Raw genomic sequence first — 18,835 nt, forward strand, 5'->3', positions numbered from 1 at the left:
CCCGCGCACCGATCGCGCATGGCGGATATCTGGGAGGAAAGTGACGTGAACACCATTTACAGCAAGGTTTGGAACGCATCGCTCGGCATGTTGGTCGTGGCATCGGAACTGGCCCGTGCCAGGGGCAAGGGCGGCGCCTCCCGACGTCTGCGCGCCACCATGGCGGCGCTGCCGCTGGTGGCCGGCGTGATGCTGGCGCTGGGCAGCGGGCCCGTGCAGGCCAGGGACAACGGCACCGTGTGCGGCGGCTTCCTGCTGGGCCTGCAGGGCAAGGCACCGGCCGCCAAGGGCAACGACGCTTTCGCCTGCGGCCAGGCCGCGAAGGCGATCGGCGATTTCAGCATTGCGCTCGGTACGGATGCGAAGGCCAGCGGCGCCGCCAGTTCCGCCGTGGGCCAGGATGCCCAGGCTACCGGTGATTTCTCGTCCGCGATCGGTCAGGGCACGCGTGCGTCGGGTGTGGACAGCACGGCGGTGGGGCAGGGCGCCAACGCCGCCTCGGTGGGCAGCACGGCGATCGGGCGTGGCGCCCGCGCCATCTCGAACAACGCGGTGGCGATCGGCAGCGACAGCATTGCCAACCGCGCCAACAGTGTGTCCGTGGGCCGCGCGGGTGCGGAGCGGCAGGTGACCAATGTCGCCGCCGGTACCCAGGCCACCGACGCGGTGAACAAGGGCCAGCTCGACAAGGTGTCCACGACCGTGACCGGCGTCTCCCGCAGCGTGGACACGCTGTCGAAGCGCGTCGATGGCGTGTCGGGCGATGTCACCGCGCTGGCCGACAGCGTCAGCGACGCCACCCATTACTACAAGGCGAACGGTGCGGGTGACGGTAGCGACGATGCGCAGGCGGTCGGCGATTACGCCACGGCCTCGGGCTCCGGCGCGTTCGCGAACGGCACGGGTACCAGCGCGTTCGGTGCCGGTGCAGTCTCGACCGGCGCGTTCGCCACGGCCACCGGCTACGGCGCGGTCGCCTCGGGCCAGAACAGCGCGGCTTACGGTTCGGGCGCACAGGCCTCGGCCAACGGCACGACGGCGATCGGCGCGCAGGCGCTGGATGCCGACGGGAAGCCGTTGATCACGTATACCTCCACTGGTGAAGCGGTGGGACCGGCGACGGCCTCCGGCCTGGCCGCCACGGCGATCGGCGCCAGCGCGCAGGCGGAAGGTGCGTATGCGACCGCACTGGGCACGGCGGCGTTCGCCCAGGGCGAACAGTCCACGGCCAGTGGTTTCCTGGCTCAGGCCTCGGGCACCGGCGCGACGGCGACCGGTTCGCAGGCGTTCGCCGATGGCGAACTGTCGGTGGCGAACGGTTACGGTTCCTCGGCGTATAGCGCCGGTGCGGTGGCGGTGGGTGGCAGCGCCAGCGCGTCGGGTGCGGGCAGCGTGGCGATCGGTAACGCGGCGGAAACCGGCTTCGGCCTGTTCGGGCTGGAGGCGGAAAACGCGGTGGCGCTGGGCAGCAACAGCTGGGCGCTGGGCAACAACGCCACGGCGCTGGGTGCGAACGCCTGGGCGCTGGGCGAGAACTCGGTGGCCCTGGGCGCCGGCTCGCAGGCGGAACGCGACAACACGGTGTCGGTCGGCGACGTGGGCAGCGAGCGGCAGATCACGAACGTCGCCGCGGGCACGGAAGCCACCGATGCGGTGAACAAGGGGCAGCTGGACGCGGTGTCCACCGCCACGGCGGATGCGGGCCATTACTTCAAAGCGAACGGCAACGGCGACGGCTCGGACGATGCGCTGGCCTCGGGCAACTACGCCACCGCGGCGGGCTCCGGTGCATTTGCCGGGGCCGATGGCGCTACGGCGTTCGGCAGCGGTGCCGTCGCGACCGGCGCGAATGCCACCGCCAGCGGTTACGGCAGCCTTGCCACGGGTGCGGGCAGCGCGGCCTACGGTGCCAACGCCGAGGCGTCCGGTGCGGGCTCCACCGCGACCGGCGAGGGCAGTGCTGCGTTCGGTGACGAATCCAGCGCGCACGGCCACGGCGCGATCGCCGATGGTGCCGGTGCGTCGGGCTACGGCGCGGGCAGCCTTGCCAGCGGCGACTACGCCACGGCGGTCGGCCAGGGCGCGATCGCCCAGGGCACCGGCTCGTCGGCGATCGGCAGCGGTGCCAGCACCAATGCGTCGTTCGCCACGGCCGGCGGTTACGGTGCGTCGGCCTCGGGCCAGAACAGTGCGGCTTACGGCTCGGGCGCACAGGCCTCGGCCAACGGCACGACGGCGATCGGTGCGCAGGCGCTGGACGCGGATGGCAATCCGCTGATCACGTACACCTCCACTGGTGAAGCGGTGGGACCGGCGACGGCCTCCGGCCTGGCCGCCACGGCGATCGGCGCCAGCGCGCAGGCGGAAGGTGCGTATGCGACCGCACTGGGCACGGCGGCGTTCGCCCAGGGCGAACAGTCCACGGCCAGTGGTTTCCTGGCTCAGGCCTCGGGCACCGGCGCGACGGCGACCGGTTCGCAGGCGTTCGCCGATGGCGAACTGTCGGTGGCGAACGGTTACGGTTCCTCGGCGTATAGCGCCGGTGCGGTGGCGGTGGGTGGCAGCGCCAGCGCGTCGGGTGCGGGCAGCGTGGCGATCGGTAACGCGGCGGAAACCGGCTTCGGCCTGTTCGGGCTGGAGGCGGAAAACGCGGTGGCGCTGGGCAGCAACAGCTGGGCGCTGGGCAACAACGCCACGGCGCTGGGTGCGAACGCCTGGGCGCTGGGCGAGAACTCGGTGGCCCTGGGCGCCGGCTCGCAGGCGGAACGCGACAACACGGTGTCGGTCGGCGACGTGGGCAGCGAGCGGCAGATCACGAACGTCGCCGCGGGCACGGAAGCCACCGATGCGGTGAACAAGGGACAGCTGGACGCGGTGTCCACCGCCACCAGCGATGCCGGTCATTATTTCCGGGCCAACGGCGCGGGCGACGGCAGCGACGATGCGCAGGCGGTCGGCGATTACGCCACGGCCTCCGGCTCGGGTGCGTTCGCGGCGGGTACCGGCGCGACGGCCACGGGTGCGGGCGCGGTCGCCACCAGCGATTTCGCCACGGCGAACGGCTACGGCAGCGTGGCCAGCGGGAAGAACGCGGCGGCCTTCGGTGCCGGTGCGCAGGCCACGGGCGCGGGTAGCGTCGCGGTGGGCGGCAACGCCATCGACGCGGACGGCAATCCGTTGATCTCCGACACGAACGGCAACCCGGTCGATACCGGGGCCACGAGTGCGGGCGTGGGCGGCACGGCCATCGGCGCAAGCTCGCAGGCCAGCGGTTTCGCGTCCACGTCGGCCGGCGTCGGTGCTTATGCGGCGGGTGCGCAGTCCACGGCGCTGGGTGCGGTGGCGAATGCCACGGGCGATTACTCGACCGCGGTCGGCACCTCGACCACCGCCTCGGGCGCGGGTTCGGTGGCGGTGGGTGGCCCCGGCAACCTGCCGGGCCTGGGCCTCGTCTATACGGGCGCCACCGGTGACAGCGCCGCGGCCTTCGGTGCCGGTGCGCAGGCGACCGCCGATTACGCGACCGCCCTGGGCGGCATCGCGGCCGCCGAAGGCGTGGGCAGCACGGCGCTGGGCTATTTCGCCTATGCGCCGGGTGACAACGCCACCGCCCTCGGCATCAACAGCTGGGCATCCGGGGCCAGCAGCGCGGCCGTGGGCGACTTCTCCACCGCACGCGGTGCCGCCAGCGTCGCACTGGGCGCGAACAGCCTGGTCACGACCCCGGCCACCGGCGCGGTGGCGATCGGCAGCGGCGCGACGGCCACCGCGGCGAACAGTGTGGCGCTGGGTGCCGGCGCCAATGCCGATCGTGAGGGCACGGTATCGGTCGGTGCACGGGGCAGCGAACGTCAGCTCACCAACGTGGCGGCCGGTTCGCAGGGCACGGATGCCGCCAATGTCCAGCAGCTGACGGACCTGGCCGGCAGCGTCAGTTCGGCGGCCCACTATGTGTCCGCGACGGGTGCCGGTGACGGCAGCGACGATGCCAGCGCCACCGGCGCCTTCGCCACCGCTATCGGTGCGGGCAGCCGCGCCAGCGGTGACCTGTCGACGGCGCAGGGCGCGTTCGCGACGGCCAGCAGGACGTCCGCCACCGCGATCGGCACCTCGGCCAACGCTGGCGCCAACAGCGCCACGGCGATCGGCGACAGCGCCCGCGCCCTCGGCGTGAATTCCGTGGCCCTCGGTGCCGGCTCGGTCGCCACGCGCGCCAACACGGTCTCGGTGGGAGCGGCCGGTGGTAACCGCCAGATCACCAACGTGGCGGCGGGTACGCAGACCACGGACGCGGTGAACCTCGGTCAGTTGAACACGGCGATGTCGGGGGCCTTCTCCGGCACGTCCAGCCTTGCCGGGAACACCATGGCTATGGCGCTCGGCGGCGGCGCTACGATGGGCGCCAACGGCTTCGTCGGTCCCGTATACAAGGTGCAGGGCGGCGCCTACAGCACGGTGGGTGACGCGGTGGGTGCCCTGGACGGCGCGCTTTCGTCGATCGGTACGCGGGTGAACAAGCTGGAGTCCGCCACGGGCGGCAGCACGATCCCCGGTGCGACGCCGGTACGGCGCAACGCGGTGGTCTCGAACAGCGTGGCCAGCACGACGGAGACCACGGTAGCCGACGCGGCCGCTTCCGCGCCGGTGACGGCGGCCGCGGCGCCGGTCGTGGCATCTGCACCCGTGACTGCCGCCGCCGTGGCGGAAGGCACGGGCGGCGGCACGGCGATCGGCACCGGCAGCTTCGCCAAGGACCCGACCGACCTGGCCGTGGGCACCAACGCCACGGTGGGTGCCGACAACGGTACGGCGGTGGGCACGGGGGCCACGGTGACGGCGGCCGCCACCAACAGCGTCGCGCTGGGCGCCAACTCGGTGGCCGACCAGGCCAACACGGTGTCGGTCGGCAGTGCGGCCGCGCAACGTCGCGTCACCAACGTCGCCGCCGGCACCGCCACCACCGATGCCGCCAATGTCGGCCAGGTGGACCAGGCGGTCGCTACCGCAAAGTCGTACGCCGACCAGGGAGACGCCACGACGCTGACCAGCGCCAAGGCCTATACCGATCAGAAGTTCGGCGATGTGGTCAGTGGCGGCGCGTTCGACGACTACAAGCGCCAGGTCGATCATCGCTTCAACAACCTCAACGACCGCCTCAACCGGGTGGGCGCCATGGGTGCGGCGATGTCGCAGATGGCCTTCAGTACGCAGGGGGTCAGCGGCGACAACCGGCTTGGCGTCGGCGTCGGCGGGTACAAGGGGCAGGGAGCCCTGTCGGTCGGCTACTCGCGTAGCCTCTCGCCGCGCGCCAGTCTGACCTTCGGTGCCGCCGTCAGCGGTGGTGAGTCCTCGGGTGGCGTGGGTGTGGGCGTTGGCTGGTAATTAATGCCGGTAAGTGCCTACACGGCACGGCCAAGTCCTTGAAAGCCGGCGGCAACGCCGGCTTTCTCTTGTTGCGCCGTGTCGCGAATCGGACGCGGCCGGGTCGCGATAGACATGGGGTCTGTGCTACCAATAGCGGCCCGGGCGGTCAGGAACGAACGCGCGGCAAGACGTAAACCTGTAGACCGTATGGAGTTGGCATGTCTGCGACGACCGAACACGAGGACATGCTGACGGGCGCACCCGGGGAAGCGCAGGTTTGTGCGCACCTGGTCGCGCACGGTCGCCTCAAGGACACCGATCTCGCGCGGGCGCGCCGCCTGCACGACGAAACCCCCGACGGCACGCTCACCTCGCTGATGGCCAGGCTCGGCCTCGTCTCCGAACGCGACCTCGCCGATGCCTGGGCCGACCTGCTGCGCCTGGACCTGCTGGCCGCCAAGGATGCCCCGGAACTGCCCCCGGCCGATGTCGAGCTGTCGGTGCGGTTCCTCAAGCAGTACCACGTGGTGCCCGTGCGCGAGGGCGACGACGGCCTGGGCCTGCTCGTCGCCGATCCGGCCGATCCCTACCCGCTGCAGGCCGTGCGCCTTGCCACCGGCCGCGACGTGCAGCTTCGTGTGGGGCTGCGCTCGGAAATCGACGACCTCATCGAACGCTATTACGGCCAGGGCCGCTCGGCCATGGGCAGCATCGTCGAAAGCCTGGACGGCAATGCGGCGGAAGAAGACGACGTGGAGCACCTGCGCGACCTCGCCTCCGAGGCGCCGGTCATCCGCCTGGTCAACCTGATCCTGCAGCGCGCCGTCGAGCAGCGCGCGTCCGACGTGCACATCGAACCGTTCGAAAACCGCCTCAAGGTGCGCTACCGCATCGACGGCGTGCTGCATGAGGTGGAAGCGCCGCCGTCCAGTTCCACCGCAGCGGTGATCTCGCGCGTGAAGATCATGGCGCGGCTGAACATCGCCGAGCGCCGCCTGCCGCAGGACGGCCGTATCCAGCTGCGCGTGCAGGGCAAGGAACTCGACCTGCGCGTGTCCACGGTACCCACTGCCTTTGGCGAGTCGGTGGTCATGCGTATCCTCGATCGCGAGTCGGTCATCTTCGATTTCGCGTCGCTGGGCTTCACCGACGCGTTCCGCGATCGTTTCGTCGAGGTGCTGGATCGCCCCCACGGCATCCTGCTGGTCACCGGCCCTACCGGCTCGGGCAAGACGACCACGCTGTACACGGCGTTGTCGCAGATCAACACCACCGATGTGAAGATCATCACCGTCGAAGACCCGGTCGAATACCAGATCGAAGGCATCAACCAGATCCAGGTCAAGCCGCAGATCGGGCTCGACTTCACCGGTGCCCTGCGCTCCATCGTGCGCCAGGATCCGGACGTCATCATGATCGGCGAAATGCGCGACCTGGAAACCTGCCGCATCGCCATCCAGTCGGCGCTCACCGGACACCTGGTGCTTTCCACGCTGCATACCAACAGCGCGTCGGGCGGCATCACCCGCATGCTCGACATGGGCGTGGAGGATTACCTGCTCGGTTCCACCGTCAACGGCATCCTGGCGCAGCGTCTGGTCCGCCGCCTCGACCCGGAAACGGCGTTGCCCTACGAAGCCCTGCCCGAAGTGATCGAGCAGTTCGAGTTGCACAAGTACACCGACGAGCGTCCCATCCGCTTGTGGAAACCCGGCACCAGCGCGGTCAACCCCACGGGTTATCGGGGCCGTCGGGCCATCATGGAATTCCTGGTCATGAGCGATCCGCTGCGCCGCCTGGTGATGAAGCGTGCCGACGCGGGCGAGATCGAACGCCAGGCCCGCGCCGAGGGCATGCGCACGATGTACGAAGACGGCCTGGCCAAGGCCGTGGCCGGCATCACCACGATCGAGGAAGTCCTGCGCGTCACGCAGGAATCCTAGGCCCCCACGCATGAGCATGTTCCGCTATCGCGCCATCAGCGCCGCCGGTGAGGCCCTTACCGGTCGCATGGAAGCCGCGTCCGTGGCCGATGTGGTGGCACGCCTGCAAGACCAGGGCCACACGCCGCTCGAAGCCGCGCCCGCCGAGGGCGCGGCTTCCGGTGGGGGTCTCGCGGGCATGTTCCGCAAAGGCACCTTCACCGGCGACCAGCTGGCCCAGTTCACCCACCAGCTGGCCACGCTGCTCAGCGCCGGCCAGCCGCTGGATCGCGCCCTCGGCATCCTGCTCGATCTTCCCGAGGGCGAGCGGGCGAAAAACCTGGTCGAGCGCGTTCGCGACCGCGTGCGTGGCGGCACCACCCTGTCCACCGCACTGGACGAGGAAAATGGCGTCTTCCCGCGGCTATACGTCAGCCTGGTGCGGGCCGGCGAAGCAGGCGGCTCGCTGGACGAAACCCTGCGGCGTCTGGCCGATTACCTCGAACGTGCGCAGGCGCTGCGCGGCAGCATCGTCAACGCATTGATCTACCCGGCCTTCCTCATGGTCGGCGTGCTCGGCTCGCTGGTGCTGCTGCTCGCCTACGTCGTGCCGCAGTTCGTGCCGATCTTCGCCGACATGCAGGTACCCATTCCGCTCATCACCCAGGTGGTGCTCGCCATGGGCACGGTCATCAGCAACTGGTGGTGGGCGATCGTCCTGGTGATGGTGGTTCTCGGACTGTTCCTTCGCCTGCGACTGCGCGATCCGGATACCCGGCTGGCCTTCCACGGCCGGCTGCTGACGATGCGTGTGGCCGGCCCCTTGCTGCTGAAGGTGGAAACGGCGCGCATCGCACGCACCCTGGGCACGCTGCTGAAGAACGGCGTGCCGCTGTTGTCGTCGCTGGCCATCGCCCGCCAGGTCACCGGCAACCGCGCGCTCGACCAGGCGCTGGAGCAGGCGGCCGAGCGGGTCAAGGGCGGGTCGGGCCTCGGCAGTTCGCTGGCCCAGACCGAACGCTTTCCCCGCCTCGCCCTGCAGATGATCCAGGTGGGCGAAGAAGCCGGCGCGCTCGACACCATGCTGCTCAAGGTGGCCGACACCTTCGACGTGGAAGCCAAACGCGCCATCGATCGCCTGCTGGCGGCACTGGTGCCGGCGCTCACCATCGTCATGACCGTCATGGTCGCCTTCATCATGGCGGCTATCCTCCTGCCGCTGCTCAGCCTCACCAGCAACATCAACTGATCCGACCCGTTTCAAGGAGCCCGACCCATGCGTGTCAACCGTACCCTTCGTCACAGCCACGCCCGCGGCTTCACGCTGCTGGAAATGCTCGCCGTGATCGTCCTGATCGGCATCATCGGCGCCATCGTCGTGACCCAGGTCGGCAAGAACGTCGACAAGGGCAAGTACGGCGCGGGCAAGGCGCAGCTGACCACGCTGGGCCAGAAGGTCGAGAACTACGCGCTGGACAACGGCAGCCCGCCGCACTCGCTGGACGACCTCACCACCAAACCGGCCGATGCGCAAAACTGGCAAGGTCCCTATGCCAAGGCGTCCGACCTGAAGGATCCGTGGGGCCATCCGTTCGGCTACCGCTACCCCGGTGAGCACGGCAGCTTCGACCTGGTCTTCTACGGACAGGACGGCAAGGCGGGCGGCGACGGCTATTCGGCCGATGTCGGCAACTGGCAGTAAGCCGGCGCGATTCCCGGACCGGCCATGCGCGCGCGCGGATTCACGCTTTTCGAGATGCTGGCCGTCATCCTGTTGATCGGGATCGCGGCGGCCGCCGTGTCGATCCCGGTCACGCAAGGCCTGGCCAGCGCACGGGTGAACGCCGCCAGCGGTGAACTCGCGGCCGCCTTGCGCTGGACACGCGCGCAGTCGATCGTGAAAGGCGAAAGCCTGGCGCTCGAGATCGATACGTCCGCGGCGACTTACCATGCCCCGGACAAGCCCGTGGTACACCTGCCCAGGGACATGCGCGTGGCGATCACCAGCGCGCGCGAAGACCAGGCCAACGCCACCACCGGGCGCATTCGTTTTTTCCCCGACGGCAGTTCCACCGGCGGGCGTATCACGCTCACGCGTGGCGATCGCCAGTGGCACGTCAACGTGGCCTGGCTCACCGGCGCCATCCAGGTGGTGGACAGCCGATGACACGCATGCGCCGCCAGGGCGGTTTCAGCCTGCTCGAAGTGATCGCCGCGATCGCCGTGCTGGCGATCGCGTTTGCCGCGTTGATGCAGGTGGCGGGCAGTTCCATGAGCCTGACCGCGCGCGCGAACGAGCGAACGCAGGCGGCGTTGCGTGCGCGCAGCCTGCTCGACGGCGCCTTCGTCATGGAGCCCCTGCACGAAGGCAGCAGCGAGGGGCGGATCGACGATGTCTACCGCTGGCGCATGAACGTCAGTCGTTACCAGTCACCGGGCGATCGACCCGCCGCGGACGGTGTCAGCCCGGCGGCCCTGCTTTATCGACTCGACCTGGACGTGATGTGGGGCCCGCAGGGCAACGAGCGGCACGCGCGCTTCGCCACGCTGCGTATGGGCAGCCCCAACCAGGATACCCCGCCATGAGGCGGCAGCAGGGTTTCAGCCTGATGGAGGTGCTGGCCGCGCTCGCGCTGCTCACCATCGTGCTGCTGGGCGTGTATTCCGGCATCAGCACCGCGTCGCGCATCGTGCGCAGCGGTGGCCAGGCGATCCAGCGGATGGACGAGATCCGTTCGGCGCAGGGCTACCTGCGCAGCGAGATCGCCCAGGCGCTGATCGTGCCGTTCGGCGAAACCGACGACGGCGATCCCATCGTGTTCTCCGGTGACGCCAGCACGCTCCGCTTCGTTGCGCCGATGCCCGGTTACCTGTCGCGCCTGGGGCCGCAGCTGCAAACGGTGGCGCTGGTGCGCGACGGCACCCAGGGCTACCGGCTGGAAGTGGCGCTGGCCATGCTCCCGCCCAACGGGGGCGATCCGAAACCTCTCGGCGAGCCCGAGGTGCTGCTGCGCGGCATCCGACGCGGCACCTTCTCCTATCGCGGCATGGACGACAAGAACCAGCCGGGCGACTGGCAGGACACCTGGGACGACGGTCGGCGCACGCCGTTGCTGGTCAGGTTGTCGCTCGACGTGGGTGGCAACGTGGTCTTCCCGACCCTGGTCGCGCCCATCCGTCTCGACCCCACGGCGTCGCGCAACGGGTTTTCGCTGACGCGCGGCGGGCGCGGGCCGGTGCTCCGGTGATGCGGCGCAGGCAACGCGGCGTCGCCCTGCTGATCGTGCTATGGGGCTGCACGCTGCTGGCGATCATGCTGGGCGGCTTCGCCGCGCTCGCCCGCACCGAGGGCTTGCAGGCGCGCTACCAGTTCGCCCAGACCCGGGCGCACTACGCGGCCGAGGCGGGCCTGGTGCGCGCCATCCAGGCCTTGCAGTCCCCGGACATCGATTCGCGGTGGGTCGCGGACGGGCGGCCTTATCTGTTTACGTTCGACGATGCCAAGGTCACCCTCACCATCATCGACGAAGACGGCAAGGTCGATCTCAACGCCGCTTCCGACGACGTGCTGACCGGCCTGTTCAAGGCGGCGGGCGCCCCCGACGACAAGGCGAGCCGGCTGTCCGCGGTCATCCAGGACTGGCGGCGGGCGGGCGACGAAGCCCTGCCCAACGGCGCCAAGCTGCCGCAGTACCAGTCGGCGGGACTCGACTACGGCCCACGCAACGGTCCCTTCGCGACGGTGGAAGAGGGGCGCATGGTGCTCGGCATGGATGCGGCGCTGTGGGCCCGGGTGGCTCCCGTGCTGACGATCTGGTCGGGCCGCGAACGGCCGAACACCGAGCACGCGCCGCCACTGGCCCTCGCCGCCATACCGGGCATGGGCACCGCCGGTGCCGCGGCGGCCCTGGCCGCGCGCGGGCAAACCACGGGCGCCGTGGCCGCGGGCGGCAACGGTGTCACGCACACGATACGTGCGCAGGCGATCCTTGACGACGGGACTCGGAGTTCCCTTACATCGACGATCCGACTGCGTGGGATAAGATCCGGAAACCAGCCCTACGCGGTATTGCGTTGGCGCGAAGGAGACGAGGAATGAGCGCTTTGCAGGACGCCTCCCAGTTGCAGCTCGAGCGCTTCCGCCGCGCGTGGCGGGGCAGTGCGCTGCCTGGGCTGCTGCGCTGGTGGGGTGGCGAACTGGCCGCCCTCATGCCCGTCCGCTGGCGCGAGGCCTTCGCCGGTGGCGAGCGCTGGTACGCGGTGGAGCGCCACGGCAACGGCTGGCAGATGCGCCGTGCGGGCGAGTCCACGCCCGTGGCCGAGGCCGCCGACGCCGACACGCCGGAGCACCGCGCCGCCGTGCTGGCCGGGGCGCTCGCCGAGGCCGATCCCGCCGACCGGCGCGTGGCCCTGGTGCTGCCCGCGGCCCAGGTGATGCGCCGCCGGCTCGTGCTGCCTCTCGCGGCGCGCGACAACCTGCGTCAGGTGGTCGGGTTCGACCTGGACAGGCAAACACCGTTCCGTGCGGAGGATATCCACTACGGCGTGCGCGAGATCGGCGCGGCCGGTACCGAGGGCCGTTTCATCGCGGAGCTGGCGGCCACGCCGCGCATCGCGCTCGATCCCCTGCTCGACGAACTCGCCGGCCTGGGCGTCATGCCCGATCGGGTCGATGTGGCCGAGGGGTACGACCTCGCGGGGGTGGACCTGCTGCCGCCCGCACGGGCACCGCGCCATGTCGATCGCCGCCGGCGCCTCAATCTCATACTGCTGGCAACCATCGTCCTGCTGGCGATCGCCACCATGGCGATGTGGCTGCACAACCGCACGCTCGCGCTGGAGACGATGCGCGCCGAAGTCGAGTCCATGCAGGGCGATGCCCAGCGGGTCAAGGCTCTTCGCCAGAAGCTCACCGACAGCGCCGGTGCGTCCGGTTTCCTCGCCCGTCGAAAAACCGAAACGCCGGCCGTCCTCCCCGTCCTCGACGAACTCACGCGCCGACTCCCGGACGACACCTGGCTGGAGCGCTTCACCCTCAACACCACGGGCCAGCTCGGCTTCCAGGGGCAAAGCCCCCAGGCGGCGCGCCTCATCGATGCGCTGAAGGGTGCACGCACCATCGGCGACCCCAGCTTCCAGGGCACGATCCAGTCCGATCCCACCTCGGGCAAGGAGCGTTTCTACATGCAGGCCAAGGCGATCATCCCCAAGGCGGTGGCACCCACGGGCACCGCTGCGTCCGCGGGTCCCGCCCGCACCGGCACCACGGGCACATCCACGCAGCGGGGCGCACGTGGCGCCGCCGCCGCGTCCACCGCCAGGGAGGCACCTCATGCGCCTTAAGCCCGCCGAGTCGCGCATCGCCGCCATCCTGCTCGCGCTGGTCGTGCTCGTGCTCGCCTATTTCATTTTCATCCACTGGTGGTTCGTGGCACCGCAGGCCGCCATCGCGGATGAGATGGACGATCTGCGCGACACGCAACGGCGCTACGCCGCCGCCATCGCCGAGCGTCCGCAGCTGGAAAAACGGCTGGCCTCGCTCGAACAGGGGCAGACGCGTAGCGATGCCTTCCTGCCGGGCGACGACACCAACGCTGCGGCGGCGGGTCTCATGCAGCGCATCGTCGACGTCGCCGCCGCGCACAAGGAAGACGGCGCTTGCGACGTGGTGCAGAAGATGCCCGTGCCCAGCCAGGAAAAAACCGGCGACCCCTACCGCAAGGTCACGGTGAACATCAGCCTGCGTTGCCAGATGCAGCCGATGACGGCCGTGATCCACGACATCGAGAACGCCACGCCCTATCTTTTCATCGAAGATTTCAGCATCTATCGCAACCCGGTGGCGGCGCGTGCCGGCGGCGCTGCGCCGATGGAAGTCCAGTTCACCGTGTCGGGTTACATCCATGCCGCCACCGCGGCGAAGGCGGCCACATGAACGCGGCCGGACAACGGCGACTGACGCCCCTGCTGGCCGGTGCGGCCCTGGTGCTTGCCGCCACCCTGAGCGTCTTTGCGCTGGGCGTGGGGCGGGGCGTCCGCTGGGACGAACCGGGCGATCCGCAGGCACTGCCTGCCACCCGCCCGGTCGCGATGCCCACGCCGGTGCCGCTCGCGCGCTTTGTCGAGGTATGGCAACGGCCGCTGTTCATGGCCGACCGCAAGCCGGTCGCGTCGGCGGGTGACGACAACAGTGCCAGCAACATCGGCGATCTCGAACTCACCGGCATCATCATGACGCCCGGCCTGCGCATGGCCTTGCTGCGCGACAAGGGCAAGGACGTCACCGTGCGCGTGAAGGAAGGCTCGCCCCTTGCCGAGGGCCACTGGACGCTCGCGTCGCTCACGCCGCGCAGCGCCGTGTTCGACAACGGCGGCGAGCACCGCGAACTCACGCTCAAGGTCAGCGCGCCCGATGCCCTCGCCAAGGATGGAAAGCGTTCCGGCGTGCCGTCGGGTCAGCCAGGTCAGCCGGGCCAGCCTGGCCAGCCCTCGCCGTCACTGCCACCGGGCGCCATGCGCATCGAGCAACCGCAGGCATCGGGCATGACGGGTCCGGCACTGCCGCGGCCGGTCGACGCCGGTGCGCGGCAGGCCCCGCCGCGCCAGGACGACGAAGCCCTGCAACGGGCCCGCATCGATGCGCTCAAGCAGGCGGTACAGAAGCGCCGCATGGAACAGCAGCAACAACACCCGCAGGCGCAGGACTCGCAATAGCGGGCGCGTCCCGCGCCCCCAAGGAAGGAGGAGCAACATATGAAACCATGCACACTCGGCGCGGCCGCCTTGTCGGCCCTGCTGATGGCCGGCTGCGCCTCGCATGCGTCGCGACCGGCATCCACCGAGCTCGAACGCGAAGCCATGGCGGGCACCGAGAGGGCAGCGCCCGAGCCATCGCCCCTCAACGATTCGGTCGACGCGGACAGCGCTGGCGGCGCAGCAGCCTTGCCCGATATCCACGCGGGAAGCGGCCGCTTCATCCGACCCCAGGCACGCGCGGCGCCGTCGCCGTCGGCGAGCGGCAGCGGCGCCGTCACGTTCAACTTCGAGGACCAGCCGGTCGAAGCCGTGGTGAAGGCCATCCTCGGCGATCTGCTGGAGGCCAACTACGCCGTGCTTCCGGGTGTGCGCGGCACGGTGTCCTTTTCCACGGCGCAGCCCGTTCCTCGCGACCAGGCCCTGCCGATCCTTGAAACCCTGTTGTCGTGGACGGGCAACGCGCTGGTCCGTGAGCACGGCCGCTACAGCATCCTGCCGTCGGCCCAGGCCGTCGCCGGTCATCTGGTCCCCCGTCTTGGGGCTGCCGCGCCGGCGGCGGGCCTCGCCGCGCGAATGTATCCCCTGCGCCACGTCGCGGCACCGGAAATGGCCAAACTGCTCGCGCCGTTTGTCCTGCCCGAAGCCATCCTGCTCGCCGATCCGGCGCGTCATGTCCTGGTGCTGGCGGGAACGCCGGACGAACTGGCCAACTACCAGTCCACCATCGATACCTTCGACATCGACTGGATCGGCGGCATGTCCGTGGGCGTGTTCAGCCTGAAGAACGCCGCCGTCACCGAGCTCCTGCCCGCGCTGGAGTCCATGTTCGGCAAGGACAGCGGCAACCCGGTTGCCGGGCTGCTTCGTTTCATCCCCGTGGAACGGACCGGCAGCATCGTCGTGATCGGTGCGCGCGAAGCGCATGTGAGCCAGGTGGGTGAATGGATCGCGCGGATCGACGGGGGTGGTGGCAACGAGCCGAGGCTGTTCGTCTACGACCTGCGCAACCTGCCGGCGACCGACGTCGCCCGCTACATCGGCAACGTCTTCGACGCGACAGTCAACGGCGACCAGGGGGGCGTGACGGCGCACGGCCTGGGCGGCATCGACGACGGGCGGATGCTCTCCGGATCGGGCGAGGCGGGAAGCGAATTCGACGATATCGATACCGGTGAAGATTCCGCTTTCTTCCAGGGGCCGACCACGGGCCCCTCCTCGTCGCGAGGCCGTGCCAGCGCCATCCGCGTCACCGCGATCGATGCGAACAACCAGCTGATGATCCGTGCTCGGCCCTCGGAGTGGGCCGAGGTGCGCAAGGCGATCCAGCGCCTGGATGCGGTGCCGCTCCAGGTGCAGATCGAAACACGCATCCTCGAAGTGCAGTTGCGCGACGCCTTCCGTTTCGGAGTGCAGTGGTACCTCGAGGGTCTCGCCGGCGGCAGCGGGGCGGTGGCGCAGCCGGGCAACCAGCAGCAATGGGCGCTGGGTGGCGGTGTCGGCGCGTTGCCCACGGGGCGGCCGGACACGCTGTTCTACTCGTTCGTCAGCAGCGAGTTGCAGGTCGCGTTGCGCGCGATGGAGCACAGCGGACATACGAAGATCCTCTCCGCGCCCTCGCTGGTCGTGGTCAACAACCAGAAGGCACGTATCCAGGTCGGCGACCAGATCCCGGTCACGCAGACGTACGTGACGACGAACGCCGGTAGCGGCAATCCCGTCGGCAAGGTGGAGTACAAGGACACCGGCGTGATCCTCGACGTACGGCCCCGGGTCAACCCGGGTGGCCTGGTCTATCTCGACGTGGCCCAGGAAGTCAGCCGGGCGGGCACCGATACCACGGCGACCAACCTGCCGATCATGAAGCGCAAGCTGACCACCCAGGTGGCCGTCCAGAACGGTCAGACGGTGCTGCTGGGCGGCCTGATACGCGAGCTGGACACGGCCAGCCGCACCGGCGTGCCGGGTCTGTCGCGCGTGCCCCTGCTGGGTGCGCTCTTCCGCAACCAGGACAAGAGCGGCATGCGTACGGAACTGGTGGTGCTCATCACGCCGCGGGTCATCGCCAACAGCACGGAGGCCAAGCGGGTGCTGGACGACTATCGCCGGTCGTTTCGCTCGTTGCGTCCGCTGGATCGCGTGGCCGCAGGGGGTACCGCCGCCGCCGCGGCCGGCGAGGGCTGAGAAAGCGGCAGCGAGGGGCCGGCTTGCGTACCATAGCCGGCGCATGACGCCCACCTTCCCCATCACCCCATGGCTGCCCGACATCGTCGCTTCACTGCAGACGTGCAACCGACTCGTGCTCGAAGCGCCACCCGGTGCCGGCAAGACGACCCAGGTGCCGCTTGCGCTGTTGCACGCGCCCTGGCTCGGCGGCCAGCGTATCGTGATGCTGGAGCCGCGCCGCATCGCCGCGCGCGCGGCCGCCGCGTTCATGGCGGCGCAACTCGGCGAAGACGTGGGTGGCACCATCGGCTATCGCATCCGCTTCGAAACACGCGTCGGGCCGCGCACGCGCATCGAGGTGGTCACCGAAGGCATCCTCGGTCGGATGATCCAGGACGATCCCACGCTGGAGGGCGTGGGTTGCATCCTTTTCGACGAGTTCCACGAGCGGCACCTGGCCGGCGACCTGGGTGCCGCGCTGGCGCTGGACGTCCAGTCCAGCCTGCGTCCAGATCTCCGGTTGCTGGTGATGTCGGCCACGCTCGACGGCGAGCGCATCGCCCAGTGGCTCGATGCTCCGCGGCTGAGCAGCCCGGGGCGAAGTTTCCCCGTGCGGATCGAGCATGTGGCCGCCCGTGCGCAGGAGAGCCTGGAACAGCACCTGGCCCGCGTCGTCACGCAGGCGCTTGCCGAGAACGACGGCGATGTCCTCGCCTTCCTGCCCGGACGCCGCGAGATCGAACGGGCGCGTGGGTTGATCGCGCGTCGCGACGATGCCCTCGACGTGGTCGCCCTGCACGGCGAACTGTCGCTTGCCGAGCAGCAGCTCGCCCTGGCACCGTCGGAGCCGGGCGTCCGTCGCGTGGTGCTCGCCACCAACGTGGCCGAATCCAGCGTGACGTTGCCGGGCATACGCGCGGTGGTGGATGCCGGCCTGGCCCGTGAGCCCCGTTTCGATCCGCCATCCGGGTTCGCCCGCCTGGAAACGGTGCACATTTCCCAGGCGTCGGCCGACCAGCGCGCGGGGCGTGCCGGGCGCGTGGCCGCGGGAACGGCGTATCGCCTGTGGTCGCAGGGCCGGCGTCTCGAGGCTTCGCGCACGGCGGAGATCGAACAGACGGAACTGTCCGGGCTGGCCCTGGAACTCGCCGGTTGGGGTAGCGACGCGCTGCCCTGGCTGGATGCGCCCCCCGCCGGTGCGATGAGCCAGGCCCGCGAGCTGCTGCGGCGCCTCGGTGCCCTCGATGGCGCCGGGGCCATCACGCCGCTCGGCCGCGACATGCTGGCGCTGGGTACCACGCCGCGGCTGGCCGCGGCGGCACGGCGTGCACCCGTCGTGCGCCGTGCGTTGGCGGCCGATCTGCTGGCGCTCGTGGAGGCCCGTTCGCCCCTGCGCGGCGAGCACGGCCGTAGCGACGATTTCCGCCAGCGCGTGGCGGCCTTGCATCTGTGGCGCGACGGCGGCGCCCGTGGCGCGCGTGCCGCGTCCGCCGATATCGGCGCGCTCGCCGCGATCGAGAAGGCCGCGTCGGGTTGGCGTCGACGTCTCGATGTCCGTACCGCAGCCAGCGGTGTTCCCGATGCCCATGCGGTGGGCGATCTGCTGGTGCATGCGTTCCCGGATCGCGTGGCGCGCCGCGACGACGTGCAGGCGTCGCGTTACCTCCTTGCGAATGGACGCGGCGCGCGCCTGCACGACAACAGTGCACTGCACGGGGAACCGTGGATCGTCGTGCTAGACCTGCGCCTGGAAGCCCGTGACAGCCTGATCTTTGCGGCGGCACCGTTCGATCCGGACCTGCTGGAGCGTGACTACCCCGACCGCTTCGTGACCGAACGCATCCTGCGCTGGGATGACGAGCGGCAGATCGCCGAGGCTTTCGAAGAGCGGCGCTTCGACGCATTGCCGATCTCACGCAAGGCGTTGCCGATGCGCGGCGACGATGCCATTCCCGCCTTGCTCGCCGCGATCCGCTCGCGCGGCGTGGCGGCATTGCCCTGGAGCGACGGCGCACGTCGCCTCCGCGCGCGGATCGGCGCCTTGCGTCGGTGGCGTCCGGAATTCGGCCTGCCGGATGTCGGCGACACCGCCTTGCTGGCCACGCTCGATCAGTGGCTGGCGCCCTACCTCTCCGGCAAGCGACGCCTCGACGCCCTGCAGGCCACCGAGCTGTCGGAAGCGCTCGGCGCGATGCTCGACTACGAGCAACGGCGCGCGCTGGATGCGCATGCGCCCGAAGACCTCAAAGTGCCCAGCGGCATGACCCGCCGCCTCGACTACGGTGAACGCGACGACGATCCCGGTGCGCCGCCTGTGCTGGCGGTAAAGCTGCAGGAACTGTTCGGCCTGGCCGACACGCCACGCGTCGGGGACGGACGCATCGCCGTCATGCTCCACCTGCTGTCGCCTGCCGGACGACCGATCCAGGTGACCCAGGACCTGGCCGGTTTCTGGGATCGCACCTACCCGGAAGTGAAGAAGGAACTGAAAGGCCGCTATCCACGCCATCCCTGGCCGGACGATCCGTGGACGGCGACGGCCACCCATCGCGCCAAGCCTCGCGGGACCTAGCACGGCAAGGTGCCGTGCGATTTTCCTACACGATCGACTGGGCCCGCCCGCTGCCGAT

At 70.0% G+C, this 18,835-nt stretch carries 12 protein-coding genes and 3 pseudogenes; all 15 read left to right on the top strand.

Annotation, left to right across the window (positions count from 1 at the left end; translation table 11 throughout):
- Window positions 1-87: 87 nt before the first annotated feature.
- Window positions 88-2,448: pseudogene (locus tag AB8808_RS01860) on the top strand (ESPR-type extended signal peptide-containing protein); the annotation flags it as partial.
- A gap of 195 nt (window positions 2,449-2,643) precedes the next feature.
- Window positions 2,644-4,083: pseudogene (locus tag AB8808_RS01865) on the top strand (YadA family autotransporter adhesin); the annotation flags it as partial.
- Window positions 4,084-4,158: 75 nt separating this feature from the next.
- Window positions 4,159-5,382 (top strand): annotated as a pseudogene (locus AB8808_RS01870) (YadA-like family protein); the annotation flags it as partial.
- A 227-nt stretch (window positions 5,383-5,609) separates the two neighbouring features.
- Window positions 5,610-7,307, top strand: a complete 1,698-nt coding sequence (gene gspE / locus AB8808_RS01875) for a type II secretion system ATPase GspE (protein ID WP_369931314.1) — start codon at window positions 5,610-5,612, stop codon at window positions 7,305-7,307.
- A 10-nt stretch (window positions 7,308-7,317) separates the two neighbouring features.
- Window positions 7,318-8,535 carry a type II secretion system inner membrane protein GspF gene (gspF, locus tag AB8808_RS01880; protein WP_369926267.1) on the top strand — a complete coding sequence of 406 codons (1,218 nt, stop codon included), beginning with the start codon at window positions 7,318-7,320 and terminating at the stop codon, window positions 8,533-8,535.
- An 84-nt stretch (window positions 8,536-8,619) separates the two neighbouring features.
- A complete protein-coding gene (locus AB8808_RS01885) occupies window positions 8,620-8,988 on the top strand; it encodes a type II secretion system protein GspG (RefSeq protein WP_506193283.1) in 369 nt (122 codons plus the stop codon).
- A 24-nt stretch (window positions 8,989-9,012) separates the two neighbouring features.
- A complete protein-coding gene (locus AB8808_RS01890) occupies window positions 9,013-9,453 on the top strand; it encodes a GspH/FimT family pseudopilin (protein ID WP_369926271.1) in 441 nt (146 codons plus the stop codon).
- Window positions 9,450-9,872, top strand: coding sequence for a prepilin-type N-terminal cleavage/methylation domain-containing protein (locus tag AB8808_RS01895; RefSeq protein ID WP_369926273.1), 423 nt, complete (start codon window positions 9,450-9,452; stop codon window positions 9,870-9,872). The genes AB8808_RS01890 and AB8808_RS01895 overlap by 4 nt, the downstream gene beginning before the upstream one ends.
- The gene (locus tag AB8808_RS01900) at window positions 9,869-10,534 is read left to right on the top strand and encodes a prepilin-type N-terminal cleavage/methylation domain-containing protein (RefSeq protein WP_369926275.1); all 666 of its coding nucleotides are present in this window, start codon (window positions 9,869-9,871) and stop codon (window positions 10,532-10,534) included. Before AB8808_RS01895 ends, AB8808_RS01900 begins: the two co-directional genes overlap by 4 nt.
- A complete protein-coding gene (locus AB8808_RS01905; RefSeq protein ID WP_369926277.1) occupies window positions 10,534-11,385 on the top strand; it encodes a type II secretion system minor pseudopilin in 852 nt (283 codons plus the stop codon). Before AB8808_RS01900 ends, AB8808_RS01905 begins: the two co-directional genes overlap by 1 nt.
- A complete protein-coding gene (locus tag AB8808_RS01910) occupies window positions 11,382-12,629 on the top strand; it encodes a PilN domain-containing protein (RefSeq protein ID WP_369926279.1) in 1,248 nt (415 codons plus the stop codon). The genes AB8808_RS01905 and AB8808_RS01910 overlap by 4 nt, the downstream gene beginning before the upstream one ends.
- Entirely contained in the window at window positions 12,619-13,221 is a 603-nt protein-coding gene (gene gspM, locus AB8808_RS01915) for a type II secretion system protein GspM (RefSeq protein WP_369926281.1), read from the top strand. Before AB8808_RS01910 ends, gspM begins: the two co-directional genes overlap by 11 nt.
- Window positions 13,218-14,000, top strand: a complete 783-nt coding sequence (locus AB8808_RS01920) for a type II secretion system protein, XpsN-like (protein ID WP_369926283.1) — start codon at window positions 13,218-13,220, stop codon at window positions 13,998-14,000. Before gspM ends, AB8808_RS01920 begins: the two co-directional genes overlap by 4 nt.
- Before the next feature lie 39 nt (window positions 14,001-14,039).
- Window positions 14,040-16,223 (top strand): type II secretion system secretin GspD, encoded by a 2,184-nt coding sequence (gene gspD, locus AB8808_RS01925; protein WP_369926285.1) that lies wholly within the window; start codon window positions 14,040-14,042, stop codon window positions 16,221-16,223.
- Window positions 16,224-16,266: 43 nt separating this feature from the next.
- On the top strand, window positions 16,267-18,777 hold the full coding sequence (hrpB, locus tag AB8808_RS01930) for an ATP-dependent helicase HrpB (protein ID WP_369926286.1): 2,511 nt from the start codon (window positions 16,267-16,269) through the stop codon (window positions 18,775-18,777).
- The last annotated feature ends 58 nt before the right edge of the window (window positions 18,778-18,835 follow it).

The organism is Xanthomonas sp. NCPPB 2632 (assembly GCF_041228075.2).
In the GTDB taxonomy this organism is placed as follows: domain Bacteria; phylum Pseudomonadota; class Gammaproteobacteria; order Xanthomonadales; family Rhodanobacteraceae; genus Luteibacter.